This window comes from Streptomyces sp. NPDC048291, from assembly GCF_043201715.1.
Lineage (GTDB): Bacteria > Actinomycetota > Actinomycetes > Streptomycetales > Streptomycetaceae > Streptomyces.
Window position 1 is genome coordinate 462,682 of sequence record NZ_JBICZC010000001.1, and the last position, 21,690, is coordinate 484,371.

The following is a 21,690-nucleotide window of genomic DNA, read 5'->3' on the forward strand; positions in this document are numbered from 1 at the left end:
GTCACTACTGACCGGTAATAGTTTGTGCGTGAATTCACACGCTCGGCGGCGAGGCCCGTGCGGACCGCCGTCGGACCTCCCGTCAGACCGCCTGCGCGGCGACGAACGCGCCCCGCTTCTCGACGGCCATCTGGTACAGGCGGCCGGCGCGGTACGAGGACCGGACCAGCGGGCCGGACATGACACCGGAGAAGCCGATCTGCTCGGCCTCCTCCTTCAGCTCCACGAACTCCTGCGGCTTGACCCAGCGCTCCACGGGGTGGTGGCGCACGCTCGGGCGCAGGTACTGCGTGATGGTGACCAGCTCGCAGCCGGCCTCGTGCAGCTGGCGCAGCGCCTCGGAGACCTCCTCGCGGGTCTCGCCCATGCCGAGGATGAGGTTGGACTTGGTGACCAGGCCGAAGTCGCGGGCCTCGGTGATGACCTTGAGCGAGCGCTCGTAGCGGAAGCCGGGGCGGATCCGCTTGAAGATCCGGGGCACCGTCTCGACGTTGTGCGCGAAGACCTCGGGGCGGGACGAGAAGACCTCGGCGAGCTGCTCCGGGACCGCGTTGAAGTCGGGGGCGAGCAGCTCGACCTTGGTGCGGCCGGCCTCGCGCTGCGCCGTCTGCGCGTGGATCTGGCGGACCGTCTCGGCGTACAGCCAGGCACCGCCGTCCGCCAGGTCGTCGCGGGCGACGCCGGTGATGGTCGCGTAGTTCAGGTCCATGGTGACCACGGACTCGCCCACCCGGCGCGGCTCGTCGCGGTCCAGCGCCTCGGGCTTGCCGGTGTCGATCTGGCAGAAGTCGCAACGCCGGGTGCACTGGTCGCCGCCGATGAGGAAGGTCGCCTCGCGGTCCTCCCAGCACTCGTAGATGTTCGGGCAGCCGGCTTCCTGGCAGACCGTGTGCAGGCCCTCGCTCTTCACGAGGTTCTGCATCTTCGTGTACTCGGGGCCCATTTTCGCCCGGGTCTTGATCCACTCGGGCTTGCGCTCGATGGGGGTCTCGGCGTTGCGGACCTCCAGGCGCAGCATCTTGCGTCCGTCGGGTGAGACTGCGGACACGACCGGCTCCCTAGCGATTGATTCTTCGGCGACCTTCAGGGTACGCCCGTTGATTTGTAACCCGGAGAGGGTGCTGGCCTGCCGGGGGCTGCCGCCCCGGACCCCCGCTTCGGCCTGAACGGCCTCGTCCTCAAACTCCCCCAGAGGGGGTGCCCCCAGACGGGCTGACGGTTACCGGTGTTTTCTCGATCACCCTCGGCTTGAGGTCCGCGTTCTCCAGTACGGCCTTCAGATGGCGCTCCGCCACCGGCAGCACCTCCGCGATCGTCACGTCGCGGCCCAGTTCGCCGGCGAGGGAGGCGACGCCGGCGTCGCGGATGCCGCACGGGATGATCTTGTCGAACCACTTGTTGTCCGGGTTCACGTTGAGCGCGAAGCCGTGCATGGTCACGCCCTTGGCGACGCGGATGCCGATCGCGGCGATCTTGCGGTCCTCGCGGCGCTGGCCGGCGTTGGAGGGGGCGTACTCCGGGCCGTTGAGGCGGGGGTCGAACTCGTCGTCCGTCAGGCGGGGGTCGAAGTCCAGGGAGAGCCCTCCCCCAGCCTCCGGCCGGGGGGACCCCCAGGCCCGCGGGCGCTGCTCGACCGGGTCGCCGAGCACCCAGACGCCGCTGCGGCCCTCGACCCGGGTGGTCTCCAGGCCGAACTCGGCGCAGGCGCGGATCAGGGCCTCCTCCAGGCGCCGGACGTGCGCGACCACGTCCACCGGGCGCGGGAGCTTCTGGATCGGGTAGCCCACCAGCTGGCCGGGGCCGTGCCAGGTGATCTTGCCGCCGCGGTCCACGTCGATGACGGGAGTGCCGTCGAGGGGGCGCTCGTTGTCCGCGGTGCGGCGGCCCGCCGTGTAGACCGGGGGGTGTTCGAGCAGCAGGACCGTGTCGGGCACCTCGTCGGCGAACCGCGCCGCGTGCACCCGGCGCTGCTCGTCCCACGCCTCCTGGTACTCGACGGCGTCCGCGCCGAACCCCATGCGGACGAACCGCAACTCACTCACGGCAAGCGCCTCCCTCGGGCGATGGGTGTGTCAGGCACATAACGCGCCCAAGCCACTGTACGTCCGCCCGTCGCGCGTCAGCCCTGGGGCCAATCCTCACACGATCGGATGAATGAACGGCGAGATGTGCGATCGACTGCTCACTCTCCGCTACATTCGCGCCGTCCACGAGCGCCAAAAGGGCTGCTCACCGGCAATCCGGGCACAAGCGACCGAGCTGAGCCAGAAGGCAGGAGACCGCACCCCAGATGACGGACCGACCCGCGCAGCGCACCCCCAACCGCCAGCTCGCCGCGCTCATCGCAGAAGCAGGGTTCTCCAACGCGGGTCTGGCCCGGCGCGTCGACCAACTCGGACTCGAACACGGGCTGGATCTCAGATACGACAAGACATCGGTCACCCGGTGGCTGCGCGGCCAGCAGCCCCGGGGCACCACACCCGCCCTGATCGCCGAGGTCTTCACCCGGCGCCTCGGCCGTCGGCTCACCGCCCAGGACCTGGGTCTCGACGCCTGCGCCCCGGTCTACGCCGGGCTGGAGTTCGCGGCGACCCCCGAGGAGGCCGTCGACATCGTCAGCGGGCTGTGGCGCAAGGACTCCGGCAGCCACGCCGAGCTCCGCAAGATCGCCTTCACCCCGGCCGGGCTGGTCGTGCCCAGCCGGGACTGGCTGATCGGCCGCGCCGACGACAAGGTGGCCCGCGGCGAGCCGGCGCCACCGGTGGCCGCGGTCCGGGTGCCGGCGCAGACCCGGCCCGCCCCGCCCAAGCCGGTGCCGCTCGCCCCGGTGCGGCCACGCGGGCCGGCCGAGCGCGGGCCCGGCCAGAAGGTGACCGGCGGCGACATCGCCGCGCTCCGCTCGGTCGGCGAGCTGTTCCGCTCCCTCGACGACCAGTACGGCGGCGGCCATGCCCGGCAGGCCCTCGTGCGGTACCTGGAGCACGAGTGCGAGCCGATGCTGCGCGGCACGTACGGGGAGCAGACCGGCCGCAGGCTGTTCGGCGCGGCGGCGGACCTGACCCGGCTCGCGGGCTGGACGTCGTACGACATCGCCGCGCACGGCCTCGCCCAGCGCTACTTCGTCCAGTCGCTGCGGCTCGCCCAGGCGGCGGGAGACCGGTCCTACGGCTCCTACGTCCTCGTCACCATGAGCCGCCAGGCGGTCTACCTCGGCCACGGCCGGGAGGCGGTGCAGCTCGCGCGCGTCGCCCAGCAGGGGGTGGGCACGAGCGCCCCGCCGGTCGTGCAGGCGCTGCTCCACGCGGCCGAGGCCCGTGCGCACGGGGTGCTCGGTGAGGTGCGCGCCTGCACGGGCGCGCTCGTCCGCGCCGAACGGGCCCTGGAGACGGCCCGTCCCGGCGACGAAGTCCCGTACTGGGCCCGCTTCTTCGACGAGGCGCAGCTGGCCGACGAGTTCGGCCACTGCCACCGGGACCTCCAGCAGTTCCGGGCGTCCGCGCAGCACGCCGAGCGCTCCCTGCAACTCCGTGCGCCCTCCTATGCCCGCAGCCGCCTCTTCTGCCGCGTCGTCCTCGCCACGGCCCGGCTGGGCCTGGGCGAACTCGACCAGGCGTGTGCGCTGGGCGTGGAGGCGGCGGGGGCGGCGGCGGAGATGCGCTCGGTCCGTGCGATCGAGTACGTCAAGGACTTCGAACGCCGACTGGAGCCGTACAAGGACGCGGCACCGGTGAAGGGCTACCGCGAGAAGGTCGCGGCCCTGAACTGACGCTCCGCTGCGACTCACCTCTCTTTTCCGCCGCGGCGCTGATCAGCCACGACGGCGTTGCCCGGCGGCGCCGGGCCGACCGCTGCCGGTTCCCGCCGTCCGCCGGGCGCCGCGCCGTCGTGGCTGGTCGCGCAGTTCCCCGCGCCCCTTGCGGGGCGCGATGCCGTTCGCCCTCATCTTTTCCGTCGCGGCGGCGATCAGCCGCGACGGTCTTGTCCGGCGGCGCCGGGCCGACCGCTGCCGGTTCCCGCCGGGCGCCGCGCCGTCGTGGCTGGTCGCGCAGTTCCCCGCGCCCCTTGCGGGGCGCGATGCCGTTCGCCCTCATCTTTTCCGTCGCGGCGGCGATCAGCCGCGACGGTCTTGTCCGGCGGTGCCGGGCCGACCGCTGCCGGTTCCCGCCGGGCGCCGCGCCGTCGTGGCTGGTCGCGCAGTTCCCCGCGCCCCTTATGGGGCGCGATGCCGTTCGCTCTTTCTTGTTCCGTCGCGGCGGTGATCAGCCACGGCGGTGTTGTTCGGCGGTGCCGGGCCGTGGTGGCTGATCGCGCAGTTCCCCGCGCCCCTTGCGGGGTGCTAGGCGGCTCGGCGTTGTTCGGGGTCTGCTCGGTTCAGGGAGCCTGCTGTGCCCAGGTCGGCCAAAATCGCCGCAGTGGCCCGGTGGGCTGAATGGAGGGCTCCCTGGACTGTGCTGGTGTCGCGGTGGTCGCCGCAGACGTAGAGGCCGGCGAGGAGGCGGACGGGGCGGCGGAGGTCGTGCGGGGGGCGCATGGCGGGGATGGCCTCGGGGGTGTGGTGGACGGCGAGGGTCTCCCAGCGGCGGGTGGAGGTGCCGTAGAGGCGGGTGAGGTGCATGCGGACCGCTGTGTCGATGTCGGAAGGGGGCGTGCCGAGGACGGTCGAGGAGATCAGGGCGCGGCCCTGGGGGGCACGGCTCGGGTCGATGTTGCTGACGACGGAGGTGTGGGAGACGGGGCCGCCCCGGTCGGCGTCCAGCAGGAGGGACGTTCCGGTCGTGAGGGTCACCGGCTCGTCCGTCGTGTGGTGGACCACCGTCACCCGGTGGAAGTCCGGGACGCGCAGGCCCGGGAGGAGTTCGGCGGCGGCCCGGGCGTCGGTCGCGAGGAGGACCGCACGGCAGCGGATCTCGCCGTGGTCGGCCGTCGTCACCGAGGTCGTGGAGACCGAGGTGACCCGTACGCCGGTGTGCACCGTGCCGGGCGGCAGCGCGCGGGCCAGGAGGTCCGGGAGGACCTCGGCGCCGCCCTCCGGCACGCACAGCCGCCCGCTCGCGAAGGAACGCAGCGCGAGGTCCGCGCAGCGGCTGGACGTGGTCAGCTCGGGGTCGCAGAGGAGGGCCGCGAGCAGCGGGCGCAGAAAGCCGTCGATCGTGCGGGCGGGCACCCCGCGCTCCGCGAGGGCGTGCGCGGCGGGGAGTTCGGGGCGTGCGAGGATGCGCTCGACCGGGGTCGTCGCGATGCGGCCCAGCGCGGCGCCCAGGCGGGCCTGGTCGACCGCGCCGCCCATCGGCGCGGTGGCCCGGGGCGGCGCCACCGGCGAGCCGCCCCTGGGGGCGCTTGCCAGGGCGCGCACGGCATACAGTGCGCCCCTCGCGCTTCCCCCACCCGCTGGGGCGCCGGCCCGGTGCCTGCGCCCGTCGCGATGCAGCAGCACACCGGGCGCGTACCGGCGCAGAACCAGGGCGTCCAGTCCCGGGGCGAGGCGCAGCTCCGGATAGGACGTGGACAGGAGCTGCCCGATCCGGTCGAGCCGGAAGCCGTCCACCTTCTCGGTCGACATGCGTCCGCCGACGTAAGGGGCGGCCTCCAGGACCGCGGTCGTTACTCCTGCGCTGTTCAGCCGATGAGCCGCGGAGAGTCCGGCGATACCGGCTCCCACGATGACGACGTCCGCCTGGTACGCGGGCTCATGCACGAGGCCCCTCCTCGATTGCGCGTCCGGTGGAGACGTGATGCCCCCAACAAGCTCCGGGGATACCCGAGTTCGGGTCGAGGTTAGGACGGTGATCGGTCAAGGACAGTCGCGCATGAACAGGGCACGGTCGCACGGCGGTCGCATACGGTCACAGGGGCCGTCAGGCCGCGCGGATCGCGTCCTCGATGCCCGGGAACGCGAAGGTGAACCCCGACTCCAGCAGCCGCTTCGGCACCACCCGTTGGCTGCGCAGCACGTCCCCGGCCATCTCGCCGAGCGCCGCCCGCAGCACCGGGGAGGGCACCGGGAAGCGGGCCGGGCGGCGCAGCACCCGGGCCATCGCCGCGGTGATCTCGGCGTTGGTCAGGGGGTCGGGCGCGGTGAGGTTGAAGGGCCCCGCCAGACCCTCGGTCTCCATCAGGAACCTGATCGCGGCCACCTCGTCGTGCAGCGCGATGAACGACCAGTACTGGCGCCCGTCGCCCAGTCGCCCCCCGAGCCCGGCCTTGAAGAGCGGGAACAGCCGGCCCCAGGCCCCGCCCCCGCGGGCCACCACCAGACCCGTGCGCGGGAACACCGTCCGTACGCCCGCCTCCCGCGCCGGGGCCGCCGCCTCCTCCCACTCCACGCACAGCGAGGGCAGGAAGCCGTCCCCGGGCGGGGCGTCCTCGTCCACGGCCCGGTCGCCGGTGTCGCCGTAGAAGCCCATCGCGCTGCCGCTCACGAACACCCGCGGCGGGTCCGGCATCGCCGCCACGGCCTCCGCGAGCGCCGCCGTGCCGAGCACCCGGCTGTCCCGGATCTCCCGCTTGTAGTCGGCCGTCCAGCGCCGGTCGCCGATCCCGGCCCCGGCGAGGTTCACCACCGCGTCGCAGTCGGCCAGGCCCGCGGTGTCCACGTACTGCCCGCCGGGGTCCCAGCAGACCTCCCCGGTGCCGTGGGCCGCGCGCCGCACCAGGCGCACCACCTCGTGCCCGTCCGCCCGGAGGGACCGCACCAGGGCGCTGCCGATGAGGCCGGACGCGCCGGCCACCGCGATACGAGAACGTTCCATGGGTCCCAGCATGCCGGGAAGGACGGGGGAAAACCCCTGGGGCCCCGGTACCGGCCGACTTAGGGTGACCGCATGCCGGAACCGTACATACGCAGCGCCCTGCCCGACGACGACGAGGAGCTCTCCGCCCTCGACCGCGCCACCTGGTCGTACCTGCACGCGGTGCTGCCGAGGCCGCAGCCGCCGTACGACCCCTTCTTCGGCGAGCGGCACGCCCCCGAGGACACGCTGGTCGCCGAGGCCGACCGGCGCATCGTCGGCTACGTCCGCCTCGGCCTCGCCTACAAGGTCGCCTCCAACGCGCACGTCCGGCAGATCCAGGGCCTCGCGGTCGCCGAGGAGGCCCGCGGCCGGGGCGTGGCACGGGCGCTGCTGCGGGCGGTGATGGAGGAGGCCCGGCGCCGCGGCGCCCGCCGGATCCGGCTCGGCGTCCTCGGGCACAACACCCCCGCGCGCCGGCTCTACGCGTCGGAGGGCTTCGCCGTCGAGGGCGTGCTGCCCGGGGAGTTCTTCCTGGACGGCGAGTACGTCGACGACGTGATCATGGGCCGGTCGCTGTGACGCCCAAGGCATGACGCCCGGAACGTGACGCCCGGAACGTGACGCCCAGAACGTGACGGTCACGACGTGACGCTCAGGGCGTGACGCTCAGGACGTGATCAGCTCGCCCGTGTCCACCGGTGAGGTGGCGCGCGCCCCGCGCGCGGCGTCCGTGGCCACCTCGTCGGCGGTCAGCACGTACCCCGTCTCGTCGTCGGACGTGGAGCGGGCGAACACCACGCCGTACACCTTGCCGCCGGTGGTCAGCAGCGGTCCGCCCGAGTTGCCGGGGCGGACCGTGGAGCGGATCGAGTAGATCTCCCGGGTCACGGTGGCGTCGTTGTAGATGTTCTGGCCGGTGGCCTGCACCTTGTTCGCCACGGTGGCCGCCTGGAGGTTCAGGTTGCCGTCCTGCGGATAGCCGGCCACCACCGCGGAGTTCCCGCGCGCCGCGCTCGTGTCGAACTTCAGCACCGGAGCCCGCAGCTGCGGCACGTACAGCACCGCCACGTCCCGGTCCGGGTCGAAGAGGACGACCTCCGCGTCGTACGCCGGACCGACCCCGCCGATCCGCACGCTCGGGTTGGCGATGCCGGCCACCACGTGCGCGTTGGTCATCACGTGCTCCGGCGCGAACACGAACCCGCTGCCCTCGCGGCCCTGGGTGCCGGAGGAACCCTCGATCTTGACCGTGCTGCGCTTGGAGGCGTTCGTGGCCGCCGCCGTGACGTTGTCCCCGGAGGGCTTGGCGACCTGGGCCGTCGACTCGTTCTCGAACGGGTTGAAGACCTGCGGGAAACCCGCCTCGGTCAGGGCGGAGGTGGCCCGCGAGAACCAGTCCGGGGTGGTGTCCGGCATGGCGCTCTGCACCGTGCCCAGCAGCTTCGAGTCGCGGATCGCCGTCGTCACCGCGGGCGACGAGGACGCGCCCAGCACGCTCGCCGCCACCCAGGCCACGATCAGCACCGCCACCGAGTTGGCGACCGCGCCGCCTACTCCGTCCGCCACCCTGAGCGGCCCCTGGTCCAGCTCCCGGCGCAGCCGCAGCGCCAGCCGCCCCGCCAGCTCGTGCCCCACCACGGCCGGTACCAGCACCGTCAGCACCGCGACCACCGTCGCCGTCGCCGTCCCGCGCGTGACCAGCTCCATCACCCAGGGCAGCACCCACACGCCGATCACCGCGCCGCCCACGAACCCGGCCAGCGACACACAGCCGGCCACCAGCCCGCGCCGGTAGCCGGACGCCGCGTAGACGAGGACCACCAGTACGAGCACCAGGTCGAGCAGGTCCACGGAGCCGCCTTTCTCTCGGTGCCCTCAATTACGGCCGGGACAGGTCCAGTGATCAGTTCACGCGCGCGAGGCCACGGGAACCGGCCACGCGTGCCTGTACCCCCTGAAACGCCCCGGACCAGGACGATGGTTCCACCAGGTGGCACAGCACACATCGCGGGCGCAGTCGATCACCCCGAGAGTGATTGCCATGCGTGTCTTCCCACGAGCGGGGCGGCGCACCAGGATCACCGCCCTGACGCTGCTCGGCTGCCTGCCCGGCCTCGCCGCCGTCCTCGCCCTGGTGCTGTGCGCCCAGGGCGCCGACCGCACCGTCGCGATCCACCTGGCCGCGCCCGCGCCCGCCAGCCCCGCAGCCTTCCACCGGGCGCCCCGGCCGCACATCGTGCCGCGCTCGGCCTGGCTCGACGCCACCGTCCGCCGCACCCAGCCGCCGCCGCGCTACGACGACCAGGTCGTCGCCGTCTTCGTGCACCACACCGACTCGCCCAACGGCTACTCCTGCGCGCAGACTCCCGAGATCATCCGCCGCCTGTACACCGGCCAGACCGGCGACCGCGCCTGGGACGACATCGGCTACAACTTCCTCGTCGACCGGTGCGGCACCGTCTACGAGGGCCGCGCGGGCGGCGCGGACCGGGCCGTCACCGGCGCGCACACCCAGGGCTTCAACCACCGCACCGCCGGCATCGCCGCCCTCGGCACCTTCACCGCCGGGGTACCCGTGCCGCGCGCCATGACCGACGCGATCGCCGCCGTCGCCGCCTGGAAACTCGGGCTGGCCGGCGTCGACCCGCGCGGCAGCGCCCGGCTGGTCTCCAGCAACGGCCTCAGCCGGTACCGGGAGGGCACCGCCGTCGCCCTGCCCGCGGTCGCCGGCCACCAGGACGGCTACCGGACCAACTGCCCCGGAGCCGCCCTCGCCGCCCTCCTCCCGGAGATCAGGGAGACGGCGGCCCGGCTCCAGGGCAGGACGGCCCTGGCGGGAACTCCCTTGCGAACACTCATGGAAACGCCCCCCGCCGTCTCCCTCGGACCACCCGCGAAAGCATCCACAGGAACGCCATAGGCGGCACGCAGGCGGCTCAGATCCCCGCGCCCTACCGTCGGGGACATCAGAAGCCGACTGGAGGTGGGGATCATGAACAGCAGTCGTACCGAAGCCCGTACGGACGCCGCGCAGGCCACGCAGGCCGCGGAGAAGGCCGGTCGGGGCAGGTCTTCCTGGGGACCCTGGGCCGTGGTCTGCGCGGTCGCGACGGTCGTCCTCGGCCCGGCCGCGGTCACCGCGTCCGCCCTCGACCAGGCCAACGCGGCACCGATGCACCACGCGGTCAAGGCCGAGCAGACGCAGGCGTACATCCCGTCGGACGCGACCCGCCGGCGCACCGCGGCCTGAGCCGCACCCGCCCGGGTCCTCCCCGTCTGAGCCCTACCCCTTGAAGCGGTCCCACAGCCTCGGGAACCGCTCGGCGAGCACCCGGCCGTTCTCGAAGTCGACCGGGGCGCCCTCGGGTTCGGAGGGCGCGGGGGCGATGCCCAGGTCCGGCGCCACCGTCCCGGTCAGCTGCTCGTACGCCTCGTCCGCCGCGTACCCCAGCTCCTCGCCGTCGCCGTCGATCTCCTCGTCGAAGTCGGCGAGCAGCTCCGCCAGCGCGTCCGGGTCGTGCAGGGCGCCCTCGAAGATCTCCCGGCCCTGGGCGATGAGCCAGCACCGGAAGAAGTCGAACGCGTCGTCGCTGGCCCCGTCCAGCAGCACCCAGGCGGCACCCCACAGGTCCCAGCGGTAGGCGCGGTTGTAGCGCGCCTCGAAGTGCCGGGCGAAGTCCAGGACCAGGTCGGGCTCCAGCTGGAGCAGCCGCTCCACGAGCAGGTCGGCCTGCTCCTCGGGGTCGCCCTCGGCGGCCTCGCGGGTGGTGTCGACCAGCTCCCAGAACTCCGTCTCGTCCATCACGGGTCCAGCATCGTGCCTGGGCGCCGGGGGCGCACGCGGAGTGGTGCGGATTGTTATCCACCGTCACTCCGGCGTGCGTCACCCCGTCAACCAACCGCTCAGAGCGCGTACCGCTCCCGTGCTTCCTTCACCGCGGTCGCCTTGACCTCGCCGCGCCTGGCCAGCTGGGCCAGGGCCGCCACGACGACCGACTCGGCGTCGACACCGAAGTGGCGGCGGGCCGCGTCCCGGGTGTCGGAGAGACCGAAGCCGTCGGCGCCGAGGGAGGCCCAGTCCTGCTCGACCCACTGCGCGATCTGGTCCGGGACCTGGCGCATGTAGTCGGACACGGCCAGCACCGGGCCCTCCGCGCCGTGCAGCACCTGACGGAGGTACGGCACCCGCTCCTCGCCGCGCAGCAGGGCCGCGTCCGCCTCCATGGCGTCACGGCGGAGCTCCGTCCAGGAGGTGGCGGACCAGACGTCGGCGGCCACGCCCCACTCCTCGGCGAGCAGCCGCTGCGCCTTCAGCGCCCAGTGGATCGCCGTACCGGAGCCGAGCAGCTGGATGCGCGGGGCGTTCGCCCGCACGGACAGCCCGGCCGACTCCGCCGTGTTGAAGCGGTACAGGCCCTTGACGATGCCCTCGTCGATGCCGAGCCCGGCAGGCTTCGCGGGCTGCGGGAGCGGCTCGTTGTAGACGGTCAGGTAGTAGAAGACGTTCGGGTCCTCGCCCGGGGCCGGCTCGCCGTACATCCGGCGCAGGCCGTCCTTGACGATCGTCGCGATCTCGTAGGCGAAGGCCGGGTCGTACGACAGCGCCGCCGGGTTGGTCGCGGCGATCACCGGCGAGTGGCCGTCGGCGTGCTGGAGGCCCTCGCCGGTCAGGGTGGTACGGCCGGCGGTCGCGCCGACCAGGAAGCCGCGGCCGAGCTGGTCGCCGAGCTGCCACATCTGGTCGGCGGTCCGCTGCCAGCCGAACATCGAGTAGAAGATGTAGAACGGGATCATCGCCTCGCCGTGCGTCGCGTACGCGGTGGACGCGGCGATGAAGTCGGCCATCGAACCGGCCTCGGTGATCCCCTCGTTGAGGATCTGGCCGTTCTTGGCCTCCTTGTAGTACATCAGCTGGTCGCGGTCGACCGGCTCGTACGTCTGCCCCTTGGGCGAGTAGATGCCCAGCGAGGGGAAGAGGCTCTCCATGCCGAAGGTGCGCGCCTCGTCGGGGACGATCGGCACCCAGCGCTTCCCGGTCTCCTTGTCGCGGACCAGGTCCTTGACGAGGCGGACGAAGGCCATGGTCGTCGCCACGTTCTGCGTGCCGGAGCCCTTGTCGAAGGAGGCGAAGGCCTTGTCGGCGGGGGCGGGCAGCGGGGCGAGGGCGTGCGTGCGGCGGGCCGGGGCGGGACCGCCGAGGGCGGCGCGGCGCTCCTGGAGGTAGCGGACCTCGGGGGAGTCGGCGCCCGGGTGGCCGTAGGGCACGACCCCGTCGGCGAAGGCGCTGTCCGGGATCGGCAGCTCCAGCAGCTCCCGCATCGTCTTGAACTCGTCCACCGTCAGCTTCTTCATCTGGTGGTTGGCGTTCTTCGACGCGAAGCCGTCGCCGAGGGTGTGGCCCTTGACCGTCTGGGCCAGGATCACGGTCGGCGCGCCCTTGAACTCGACGGCGGCCTTGTAGGCGGCGTACACCTTCCGCGCCTCGTGACCACCGCGCGAGAGGTGGAAGCACTCCAGGATCTTGTCGTCGCTCAGCAGCTTCGCCATCTCGGCGAGCGCCGGGTCCTTGCCGAAGAAGTCGGCGCGGATGTAGGCGGCGTCGCGGGTCTGGTACGTCTGCACCTGGGCGTCGGGTACCTCGCGCAGCCGTCGTACCAGGGCCCCGGTGGTGTCCAGCTGGAACAGCTCGTCCCAGGCCGTGCCCCAGAGGGTCTTGACGACGTTCCAGCCGGCACCGCGGAACTGGGCCTCCAGCTCCTGCACGATCTTGAAGTTGGCGCGCACCGGGCCGTCGAGTCGCTGCAGGTTGCAGTTGATGACGAAGGTGAGGTTGTCCAGACCCTCGCGGGAGGCGAGTGCGAGGGCGGCCGTGGACTCCGGCTCGTCCATCTCGCCGTCACCGAGGAAGGCCCAGACGTGGGACTGCGAGACGTCCTTGATGCCACGCGCGGTCAGGTACCGGTTGAAGCGGGCCTGGTAGATGGCCGAGAGCGGGCCGAGGCCCATGCTCACCGTCGGGAACTCCCACAGCCAGGGCAGGCGGCGGGGGTGCGGGTACGACGGGAGGCCGTTGCCGCCGGCCTCCTGGCGGAAGTTGTCGAGGTGCGCCTCGGTCAGGCGTCCGTCGAGGAAGGCGCGGGCGTAGATGCCGGGGGAGGCGTGGCCCTGGATGTAGAGCTGGTCGCCGCTGCCGTCCGCTTCAGGGGATTCCTTGCCCTTGAAGAAGTGGTTGAAGCCGGTCTCGTAGAGCCAGGCGGCGGAGGCGAAGGTGGCGATGTGGCCGCCGACGCCGTGTTTCGAGCTCCGGGTGACCATCGCGGCCGCGTTCCAGCGGTTCCACGCGGTGATCTTCCGCTCCATCTCCTCGTCGCCGGGCACGGCGGCCTCGGCGGCGGTGGGGATGGTGTTGACGTAGTCCGTCTCCAGGAGCTTCGGCAGCGCGATGCCGTCCGCCTCGGCGCGCTCCAGCGTGCGGCGCATCAGGTACGCGGCGCGGTGCGGCCCGGCCTCCCTGGCCACGGCGTCCAGAGAGGCCCGCCACTCGGCGGTCTCCTCCGGGTCCCGGTCGGGGAGCTGGTCGAGCGCGCTCGGCTGGATGGCCTGGGGGTCGGTCATGTCGCCGCCTTCCTCAGTCGAAGGGGGTTCCCTCATCGGCAAGGGGTTCGGGGGTGCCCTTGGTCTTTGGCAGGACAGGGCAGAGGGCCCGGGTGCGGGCCCGTCGGTGACTCTAACTCCCTGATCGATGATCGATCAAAGGGTTGCCGGGCAAAACCTCTCGATTCCGAGAAAGTCGGCACGGGGTGCCTTCGGCAATGGCACCGGGTGACGTGATCCAGTCGACGTTTACGCAGGTGAGGCGGTGTTTGAGCGGGGGAGCGCTCGTGTGTGGGAGGGGCGGGGGTTGCCGGTTCGGTGCCGCGCCGCGCGGGCTGGTCGCGCAGTTCCCCGCGCCCCTGAAGGGGCGCGCTGTGCTCGCCCCGTCTTTTCCGCCGCGGCGGCGCTCAGCCGGGACGGCGCTTTTCGGCGGTGCTCGAAGGGCCGCACCCCCGTAGGGTCACGGTCTCGGGGCGCAGCCCAGGACGTGGGACTTCACGATGTCCGCGATGCGGGGGTCGCGGCGCTTGAAGGCGGCGACCAGTTCCTCGTGTTCCTCGGCGTAGGACTGCTGGACCGTGCCCAGCCAGCGGATCGACAGGGCCGTGAAGACCTCGATGCCCAGGCCCTCCCAGGTGTGCAGGAGGACCGAGTTGCCTGCCGCCCGGACCAGCTCGCGGTGGAAGCCGACCGTGTGGCGGACCTGGCCCGTGCCGTCGGCGTCGCGGTCGGCGTCGTAGAGGGCCGCGACGTGCGGTTCGAGCGCCGAGCAGTCCTCGGCAAGCCGCTCCGCCGCCAGCTCCGCCGCGATCGCCTCCAGACCGGCCCGCACCGGGTAGCTCTCCTCCAGGTCGGCCGCGGTCAGGTTCCGCACCCGCACGCCCTTGTTCGGCGCCGACTCGATGAGCCGGAGCGACTCCAGCTCGCGCAGCGCCTCCCGCACCGGCGTCTGGCTGACCTCAAGCTCCGTCGCGATCCGTCGCTCCACGATGCGCTCGCCCGGCTTCCAGCGCCCGCTGACGATTCCCTCCACGATGTGCTCGCGGATCTGTTCGCGCAGCGAGTGGACGACGGGCGCGGTCATGGGAGCTCCTTAAGGGCGTTTGACGTTTAGACAATAAGGCCGGACCGTCTTTCGGGAGAGGCGCACGGGGGCGCTTTCGCGCAGGTGAGACGAGACTTACACGCGGGACGGCAATGCCCCGCCCGGAAGAACTCCGGACGGGGCACCGTGGAAACCGCTGGGGATCAGAGACCGAGCTCGACCTCGAACTCGCCCGCCTCCAGGATCGCCTTGACGGCCGTCAGGTAACGGGCCGCGTCGGCGCCGTCCACCAGGCGGTGGTCGTAGGACAGGGTCAGGTACGTCATGTCGCGGACGCCGATGACCGTGCCCTCCTCCGTCTCGATGACGGCGGGGCGCTTGACCGTGGCACCGATGCCGAGGATCGCGACCTGGTTCGGCGGCACGATGATCGTGTCGAACAGCGCGCCGCGCGAGCCGGTGTTGGAGATGGTGAAGGTCGCGCCGGACAGCTCGTCCGGGGTGATCTTGTTGGCGCGGACCTTGCCGGCCAGGTCGGCCGTGGCCTTGGCGATACCGGCGATGTTGAGGTCGCCCGCGCCCTTGATGACCGGGGTCATCAGGCCCTTCTCGGAGTCCACCGCGATACCGACGTTCTCGGTGTCGAAGTAGGTGATGGTGCCGTCGGCCTCGTTGATCCGGGAGTTGATGACCGGGTGGGCCTTCAGCGCCTGGGCGGCGGCCTTGACGAAGAACGGCATCGGGGAGAGCTTGACGCCCTCGCGGGCCGCGAACGAGTCCTTGGCCTGGTTGCGCAGGCGCATCAGGCGGGTCACGTCGACCTCGACGACCGAGGAGAGCTGGGCCTGCTCGCGCAGCGCCTTGACCATGTTGTCGCCGATGACCTTGCGGATGCGGGTCATCTTGACGGTCTGGCCGCGGAGCGGGGAGACCTCCAGGGCCGGGGCCTTCCTGGCAGCGGCGGCGGCCGGAGCGGCGGCCACGGGGGCCGGGGCAGCGGCGGCGGCCTTCGCGGCCTCGGCGGCGGCGAGCACGTCCTGCTTGCGGATCCGGCCGCCGACGCCGGTGCCCTTGACGGCGCCCAGGTCGACACCGTTCTCGGCGGCGAGCTTGCGGACCAGCGGGGTGACGTAGGCACCCTCGTCGACCGGAGCGGCCGGGGCCGGCGCCGGGGTGACGGGAGCGGGGGCGGCGGCCACCGGCGCGGGGGCCGGGGCGACCGGAGCCGGCGCGGCGGCGACCGGCGCGGGGGCCGGAGCCGGGGCGACCGGCGCGGGGGCCGGAGCCGCCGGGGCAGCGGCGACGGGCGCCGGAGCCGGGGCGGCCGGAGCGGCCGCCGGAGCGGCACCCGGGGCACCGATGACGGCGAGCTTGGCGCCGACCTCGGCGGTCTCGTCCTCGCCGACCGTGATCTCGAGCAGCACACCGGAGACGGGCGCCGGGATCTCGGTGTCGACCTTGTCGGTCGAGACCTCGAGCAGCGGCTCGTCGGCCTCGACGGAGTCGCCGACCGACTTCAGCCAGCGGGTGACGGTGCCCTCGGTGACGGACTCACCGAGCGCGGGCAGGACCACGTCCGTGCCGGACGCGCCACCGGCCGGAGCGGCGGGCGCGGCGGCAGCGGGGGCCGGGGCGGGGGCTGCGGGGGCCTCGGCGACCGGCGCGGCCGGAGCCGGGGCGGCCACGGGCTCGGCGGCAGGGGCCGGAGCGGCGGCGGGGGCGCCGGTGCCGTCGTCGATGATCGCCAGCTCGGCGCCCACCTCGACCGTCTCGTCCTCGGCGACCTTGATCGAGGCCAGCACACCGGAGGCAGGGGCCGGGATCTCGGTGTCGACCTTGTCGGTCGAGACTTCGAGCAGCGGCTCGTCGGCCTCGACGCGCTCGCCCTCGGCCTTCAGCCAGCGGGTGACAGTGCCCTCGGTGACGCTCTCGCCGAGCGCCGGAAGGGTTACGGAAACCGCCATGGTTTCGGTTGCTCCTTACGAATTGCGGAAGTCTGAGTCGTCGCTTCGTCGACCGAGGGTCAGTCGTGCGAGTGGAGGGGCTTGCCGGCCAGGGCCAGGTGGGCCTCGCCGAGCGCCTCGTTCTGCGTCGGGTGGGCGTGGATGAGCTGGGCGACCTCGGCGGGCAGCGCTTCCCAGTTGTAGATCAGCTGGGCCTCGCCGACCTGCTCGCCCATGCGGTCGCCGACCATGTGGACGCCGACCACGGCACCGTCCTTCACCTGGACGAGCTTGATCTCGCCGGAGGTGTTGAGGATCTTGCTCTTGCCGTTGCCCGCCAGGTTGTACTTCAGCGCGACGACCTTGTCCGCGCCGTAGATCTCCTTGGCCTTGGCCTCGGTGATGCCCACGGAGGCGACCTCCGGGTGGCAGTACGTGACCCGGGGGACACCGTCGTAGTCGATCGGGACGGCCTTCAGACCGGCCAGGCGCTCCGCCACCAGGATGCCCTCGGCGAAGCCGACGTGCGCGAGCTGGAGGGTCGGGACCAGGTCGCCGACGGCGGAGATGGTCGGGACGTTCGTCCGCATGTACTCGTCGACCAGGACGTAGCCGCGGTCCATGGCGACACCCTGCTCCTCGTAGCCGAGACCGGCGGAGACGGGCCCGCGGCCGACGGCGACGAGCAGGACCTCGGCCTCGAACTCCTTGCCGTCGGCGAGGGTGACCTTGACACCGTCGGCGGTGTACTCGGCCTTCGAGAAGAAGGTGCCCAGGTTGAACTTGATGCCGCGCTTGCGGAAGGCGCGCTCAAGGAGCTTGGAGGAGTTCTCGTCCTCGACCGGGACGAGGTGCTTGAGGCCCTCGACGACGGTGACGTCGGCACCGAAGGACTTCCACGCGGAGGCGAACTCGACGCCGATGACACCGCCGCCCAGGATGATCGCGGACTTCGGCACGCGGTCCAGGACGAGAGCGTGGTCGGAGGAGATGATCCGGTTGCCGTCGATCTCCAGACCCGGCAGCGACTTCGGCACGGAGCCGGTGGCGAGGAGCACGTGGCGCCCCTGGATCCGCTGGCCGTTGACATCCACGGAGGTGGGGGAGGACAGCCGCCCCGTCCCCTCGATGTACGTCACCTTGCGCGAGGCGATCAGACCCTGCAGGCCCTTGTACAGGCCGGAGATGACACCGTCCTTGTACTTGTGGACGGCGGGGACGTCGATGCCCTCGAACGTGGCCTTGACGCCGAACTGCTCGCTCTCGCGGGCCTGGTCGGCGATCTCGCCCGCGTGCAGCAGGGCCTTGGTGGGGATGCAACCCCGGTGCAGGCAGGTACCGCCGACCTTGTCCTTCTCGATCAGGGCGACGTCCAGGCCCAGCTGCGCCCCGCGCAGGGCCGCGGCGTAACCGCCGCTACCACCGCCGAGGATCACTAGGTCGAAAACGGTGCTGGCGTCGTTCGCCACGTCACGTCCTCCATGCATGTGCGCCGTACGCCGGGCACCTTTTCCCCATACGGGTGGTTGACCGGTCGGTCGGCTGGTGTCCGGCCGCTCTTCTTCGGCCCTGTGGGTGGGGCCCTGTCCTGCCGAGCCCCATCTTCGCACTTGTCGGAGGTGAACGAGACGCGGGGCTGGGGTGTGAGACACCACACGCTCACTTGTGAGAAGGGGCACGTGGTCCCACTCAGGGGCGCGGGGAACTGCGCGAGAAACCCCCTCGGCCCGCAGTCGCCATACGACGGAATGGACCGAGCCAATGGGCGACGGGACCCCGCCCTACCCGCGCGCGAGGTCCCGTCGGCAACATCAGCCCAGGTCACCCTCGGCCGTCAGCTCCGCCAGCCGCACCAGCGTCCGCACCGCGGACCCCGTGCCCCCCTTCGGCGTGTAACCGAAGGCACCCCCCTCGTTGAAGGCGGGCCCGGCGATGTCCAGGTGCGCCCAGGTGATCCCCTCGCCCACGAACTCGCGCAGGAAGAGACCGGCGACCAGCCCGCCGCCCATCCGCTCACCCATGTTCGCGATGTCCGCGGTCGGCGACTCCATCCCCTTGCGCAGGTGCTCCGGCAGCGGCATCGGCCACGCCGGCTCGCCCACCTCCTCCGCGGCCTCGTGCACCGCGGAGCGGAACGCGTCGTCGTTGGACATGATCCCGAACGTCCGGCTGCCCAGCGCCAGCATCATCGCGCCGGTCAGCGTCGCCACGTCCACGATCGCGTCCGGCTGCTCCGCCGACGCCGCCCACAGCGCGTCGGCGAGCACCAGCCGGCCCTCCGCGTCCGTGTTGAGCACCTCGACGGTCTTGCCGCTGTACATGCGCAGCACGTCACCGGGGCGCACGGCGGTGCCGGACGGCATGTTCTCGGCCAGCGCCAGCCACCCGGTCACGTTGACCGGAAGGCCGAGCCGGGCCGCCGTGACGACGGCCGCGAACACCGCCGCCGCGCCGCTCATGTCGCACTTCATCGTCTCGTTGTGGCCGGCCGGCTTGAGCGAGATGCCGCCCGAGTCGTAGGTGATGCCCTTGCCGACGAACGCGAGGTGCTTGTCCGCGTCGGCGTGCGTGTACGTCAGCTTCACCAGCCGCGGGGTCGCCGCCGAGCCCCCGCCGACGCCGAGGATGCCGCCGTAGCCGTCCTTGGCGAGCGCCTTGTCGTCGAGCACCTGGATCTTGAGGCCGTGCTCCTTGGCCGCACCCTGCGCGATCGCGGCGAACGCGGCCGGCGTGAGGTCGTTCGGCGGGGTGTTGATCAGGTCACGGGCCCGGTTGAGCTCCTCGGAGACGGCCGTGGCGCGGGCCAGGGCCGCCTTGTGGGCGGCGTCCCGCGGCTTGCCGCCGAGCAGCACGCCGTCGGCGAGCGGCACCCGGCCGTTCTTCGCCTTCAGGCTCTTGCCGGTGCCGGCACCGTTGTCCTTGTACGTGTCGAAGGAGTAGGCGCCGAGCAGCACGCCCTCGGCGATCGCGCCCACGGCGGCCGCGTCCTCGACGGGCAGCGCGAAGGCCGCCTTCTTGGCTCCGGTCAGCGCGCGGGCGGCGACACCGGCCGCCCGGCGCAGCGCCTCGGCCTCGTAGTCCGCGTCCGGGCCGGGCTCGGCGCCCAGGCCCACCGCGATGACCAGCGGCGCCTTGAAGCCGGCCGGAGCGGGCAGCTTCGTCAGTTCGCCCTCGGCACCCGAGGCTCCGAGGGTCTCCAGGACGGCGGCCAGCTTCCCGTCGTAGGCCGTGTCCACGGCTTCGGCGCCCGGGGCGACGACCGGGCCCTTGGCGCCCTTGGCGACACCGATCACGATCGCGTCGGCCCGGAGGCCGGGCGCCGCCGAGGTGCTGAGAGTGAGAGCAGTCACGGTAGTGGGATCTCGCTTCCGATGTTGAGTTGCAGTGGCCGAGCGGGTGGGTCGACCGGGCCCGGGAAGCGACCCTAAGGAGTGTCCTCGGGCCGCGTTGCGACCGGGGCCTTCACCCCGTCGGCGAACACCCGGGACGAGCCTACGCGTGTGTATGCGTTCGCTCATTCCTGCGGTCGTTCACCTGGGGGTGGCGTCGTAGCCACTTTCCACCGCCCGGACACCGCACCGGCCCTCGGTGTCCGGGCCGCACCGGGGATGGGAGATCATCCATGGGGAACCCCGCCGCACCCCCTGGAGCCCGCCCGGTGAAACTCCGCACCGCCCCGCTGCTCGCCGTCCCGGCCCTGCTCGCCGGCTGCACCCAGGCCCCGGACGCGGGTGACGCCGGACGCTGGCAGCCGCGGCCGGGCATCAGCTGGCAGTGGCAGCTGAGCGGCCGGGTCGACACCACCGTCAAGGCGTCCGTCTACGACATCGACGGCTTCGACCAGTCCAGGGCGACGGTCGCCGCACTGCACGGCAAGGGCCGCAAGGTCATCTGCTACCTCTCCACCGGCGCCTACGAGGACTGGCGCCCCGACGCGAAGAAGTTCCCGGCGTCGGTGCTCGGCCGCGGCAACGGCTGGGAGGGCGAGCGCTGGCTGGACATCCGCCGTACGGACGTGCTGAAGCCGTTGATGGCGGCCCGCCTCGACATGTGCAAGGACAAGGGCTTCGACGCGGTGGAGCCCGACAACATGGACGGCTACAAGAACCGCACGGGCTTCCCCCTCACCGCGGCCGACCAGCTCCGCTACAACAGGCTCGTCGCCGGGCTCGCCCACGACCGCGGCATGGCGGTGGGCCTCAAGAACGACCTGGACCAGATACCGCAGCTGGTGGGCGACTTCGACTTCGCGGTGAACGAGCAGTGCGCCCAGTACGGCGAGTGCGACGACCTGAAGCCGTTCGTCAAGGCGGACAAGGCGGTCTTCCACGTCGAGTACGAACTGCCCACCAGCAAGTTCTGCGCACAGTCCCGCAAGCTCCGGCTGAGCTCGCTGGAGAAGAAGTACGAGCTGGGGGTGTGGCGAAAGGCCTGCTGAAGCGCCGCGCCCCAAGGGGCGCGGGGCTGTGTCAATGTGCTGCTCCGCAGCGTGGGCGCGACCAGCCCCCACCGACCCGCAGGTTCTACGCGACCTCAGCCCCCGAACGAGAACACCACGAGCGCCACGGTCGCAGCCGTCTCCGCAAGCGCCCCGAACACGTCCCCGGTCACCCCGCCGAACCGGCGCTTGCAGTGCCGCAGCAGCCCGTCCGTCGCGCCCTCCGCCACCACCACCGCGAGCAGCGCCCGCAGGCTGTCGCCCGGCCCGACCAGCGCCCCGGCGCCCGCCGCGAGCAGCATCACCGCGAACGTGACCACGGTCGCCCCCATCCTGGGCACCACCCCGGCCACCGCCGCCCCCAGCCCCTCGGGACGGGCGGCGGGCACCCCCTCCACCGCGGCCAGCGTCAGCGCCAGCCGGGCCACCGTCGCCGCGACGACCGCCGCCAGCGCACCCCGCTGCCACCCGTCGCCGTACGCCTGGGCCAGCGCGGCCACCTGCCCGAGCAGGACGAAGACCAGGGTGACGACCCCGAACGGCCCGATGTCCGACTGCTTCATGATCCGCAGGGCGTCCTCGGCGGGCTTGCCGCTGCCCAGGCCGTCCGCGGTGTCGGCGAGGCCGTCCAGGTGCAGCCCCCGGGTGAGCACGGCCGGTACGGCGACGGCGGCCACCGCGGCCAGCAGCGCGCTCGCCCCGGCCGCCAGCAGCAGCGCGCCGGCCGCTCCCGCACAGGCGCCGACCGCGAGGCCGGCCAGCGGAGCGGACAGCATGCCGCCGCGAGCCGCCTCGCGGTCCCAGCGGGTGACCTTCACGGGGAACACGGTGAGCGTGCCGAAGGCGAAGCGGACGCCGTCGAGCCAGGGAGTCGCAGAGGTCACAGCCACCGGCGCAGGTTACCTGGTGGTCAGGAGGCCCCGGCCGGGCCGCACTCCC

General features: G+C 72.5%; 17 protein-coding genes. 5 read left to right on the forward strand and 12 right to left on the reverse strand.

What is annotated here, in order from left to right:
• Positions 1-82 precede the first annotated feature (82 nt).
• Both lipA and lipB read right to left on the reverse strand, forming a co-directional pair.
• Positions 83-1,048, reverse strand: coding sequence for a lipoyl synthase (lipA, locus tag ACGF5O_RS01985; protein WP_393807981.1), 966 nt, complete (start codon positions 1,046-1,048; stop codon positions 83-85).
• Between the two features lie 130 nt (positions 1,049-1,178).
• On the reverse strand, positions 1,179-2,042 hold the full coding sequence (lipB, locus tag ACGF5O_RS01990) for a lipoyl(octanoyl) transferase LipB (RefSeq protein ID WP_393807982.1): 864 nt from the start codon (positions 2,040-2,042) through the stop codon (positions 1,179-1,181).
• Positions 2,043-2,290: 248 nt separating this feature from the next.
• Here lipB and ACGF5O_RS01995 point away from each other — a divergent pair, with 248 nt between their 5' ends.
• Positions 2,291-3,766, forward strand: a complete 1,476-nt coding sequence (locus ACGF5O_RS01995; RefSeq protein ID WP_393807983.1) for a regulator — start codon at positions 2,291-2,293, stop codon at positions 3,764-3,766.
• Positions 3,767-4,336: 570 nt separating this feature from the next.
• Here the strand turns inward: ACGF5O_RS01995 and ACGF5O_RS02000 are convergent.
• Positions 4,337-5,695, reverse strand: a complete 1,359-nt coding sequence (locus tag ACGF5O_RS02000) for an NAD(P)/FAD-dependent oxidoreductase (RefSeq protein WP_393807984.1) — start codon at positions 5,693-5,695, stop codon at positions 4,337-4,339.
• Positions 5,696-5,855: 160 nt separating this feature from the next.
• Positions 5,856-6,749 (reverse strand): TIGR01777 family oxidoreductase, encoded by an 894-nt coding sequence (locus tag ACGF5O_RS02005; protein WP_393807985.1) that lies wholly within the window; start codon positions 6,747-6,749, stop codon positions 5,856-5,858.
• Positions 6,750-6,821: 72 nt separating this feature from the next.
• On the opposite strand from ACGF5O_RS02005, the gene ACGF5O_RS02010 reads away from it, so the two are divergent.
• Positions 6,822-7,310, forward strand: coding sequence for a GNAT family N-acetyltransferase (locus ACGF5O_RS02010; protein ID WP_393807986.1), 489 nt, complete (start codon positions 6,822-6,824; stop codon positions 7,308-7,310).
• 87 nt (positions 7,311-7,397) lie between these two features.
• Here ACGF5O_RS02010 and ACGF5O_RS02015 read toward each other — a convergent pair whose 3' ends face one another.
• Positions 7,398-8,582 (reverse strand): MarP family serine protease, encoded by a 1,185-nt coding sequence (locus ACGF5O_RS02015; protein ID WP_393807987.1) that lies wholly within the window; start codon positions 8,580-8,582, stop codon positions 7,398-7,400.
• A gap of 190 nt (positions 8,583-8,772) precedes the next feature.
• On the opposite strand from ACGF5O_RS02015, the gene ACGF5O_RS02020 reads away from it, so the two are divergent.
• Both ACGF5O_RS02020 and ACGF5O_RS02025 read left to right on the forward strand, forming a co-directional pair.
• Positions 8,773-9,651 carry a peptidoglycan recognition protein gene (locus ACGF5O_RS02020; RefSeq protein ID WP_393807988.1) on the forward strand — a complete coding sequence of 293 codons (879 nt, stop codon included), beginning with the start codon at positions 8,773-8,775 and terminating at the stop codon, positions 9,649-9,651.
• A gap of 72 nt (positions 9,652-9,723) precedes the next feature.
• Positions 9,724-9,981 carry a hypothetical protein gene (locus tag ACGF5O_RS02025; protein ID WP_393807989.1) on the forward strand — a complete coding sequence of 86 codons (258 nt, stop codon included), beginning with the start codon at positions 9,724-9,726 and terminating at the stop codon, positions 9,979-9,981.
• 33 nt (positions 9,982-10,014) lie between these two features.
• Here ACGF5O_RS02025 and ACGF5O_RS02030 read toward each other — a convergent pair whose 3' ends face one another.
• The 6 genes from ACGF5O_RS02030 to ACGF5O_RS02055 form a co-directional block, all read right to left on the reverse strand.
• Complete coding sequence (locus ACGF5O_RS02030) at positions 10,015-10,533, reverse strand: DUF4240 domain-containing protein (RefSeq protein WP_393808398.1); 519 nt, start codon at positions 10,531-10,533, stop codon at positions 10,015-10,017.
• A 101-nt stretch (positions 10,534-10,634) separates the two neighbouring features.
• Positions 10,635-13,346 (reverse strand): pyruvate dehydrogenase (acetyl-transferring), homodimeric type, encoded by a 2,712-nt coding sequence (gene aceE / locus ACGF5O_RS02035; RefSeq protein ID WP_393807990.1) that lies wholly within the window; start codon positions 13,344-13,346, stop codon positions 10,635-10,637.
• A gap of 439 nt (positions 13,347-13,785) precedes the next feature.
• Entirely contained in the window at positions 13,786-14,409 is a 624-nt protein-coding gene (locus ACGF5O_RS02040; protein WP_393807991.1) for a GntR family transcriptional regulator, read from the reverse strand.
• Positions 14,410-14,573: 164 nt separating this feature from the next.
• Complete coding sequence (gene sucB / locus ACGF5O_RS02045; protein WP_393807992.1) at positions 14,574-16,334, reverse strand: 2-oxoglutarate dehydrogenase, E2 component, dihydrolipoamide succinyltransferase; 1,761 nt, start codon at positions 16,332-16,334, stop codon at positions 14,574-14,576.
• Positions 16,335-16,393: 59 nt separating this feature from the next.
• Positions 16,394-17,782, reverse strand: a complete 1,389-nt coding sequence (lpdA, locus tag ACGF5O_RS02050) for a dihydrolipoyl dehydrogenase (protein ID WP_355726858.1) — start codon at positions 17,780-17,782, stop codon at positions 16,394-16,396.
• A gap of 342 nt (positions 17,783-18,124) precedes the next feature.
• On the reverse strand, positions 18,125-19,663 hold the full coding sequence (locus ACGF5O_RS02055; protein ID WP_393807993.1) for a leucyl aminopeptidase: 1,539 nt from the start codon (positions 19,661-19,663) through the stop codon (positions 18,125-18,127).
• A gap of 272 nt (positions 19,664-19,935) precedes the next feature.
• Here ACGF5O_RS02055 and ACGF5O_RS02060 point away from each other — a divergent pair, with 272 nt between their 5' ends.
• Positions 19,936-20,751, forward strand: coding sequence for an endo alpha-1,4 polygalactosaminidase (locus ACGF5O_RS02060; RefSeq protein WP_393807994.1), 816 nt, complete (start codon positions 19,936-19,938; stop codon positions 20,749-20,751).
• A 95-nt stretch (positions 20,752-20,846) separates the two neighbouring features.
• On the opposite strand, the gene ACGF5O_RS02065 is transcribed toward ACGF5O_RS02060, so the two are convergent.
• Positions 20,847-21,641, reverse strand: coding sequence for an adenosylcobinamide-GDP ribazoletransferase (locus ACGF5O_RS02065; RefSeq protein ID WP_393807995.1), 795 nt, complete (start codon positions 21,639-21,641; stop codon positions 20,847-20,849).
• Positions 21,642-21,690: the final 49 nt, after the last annotated feature.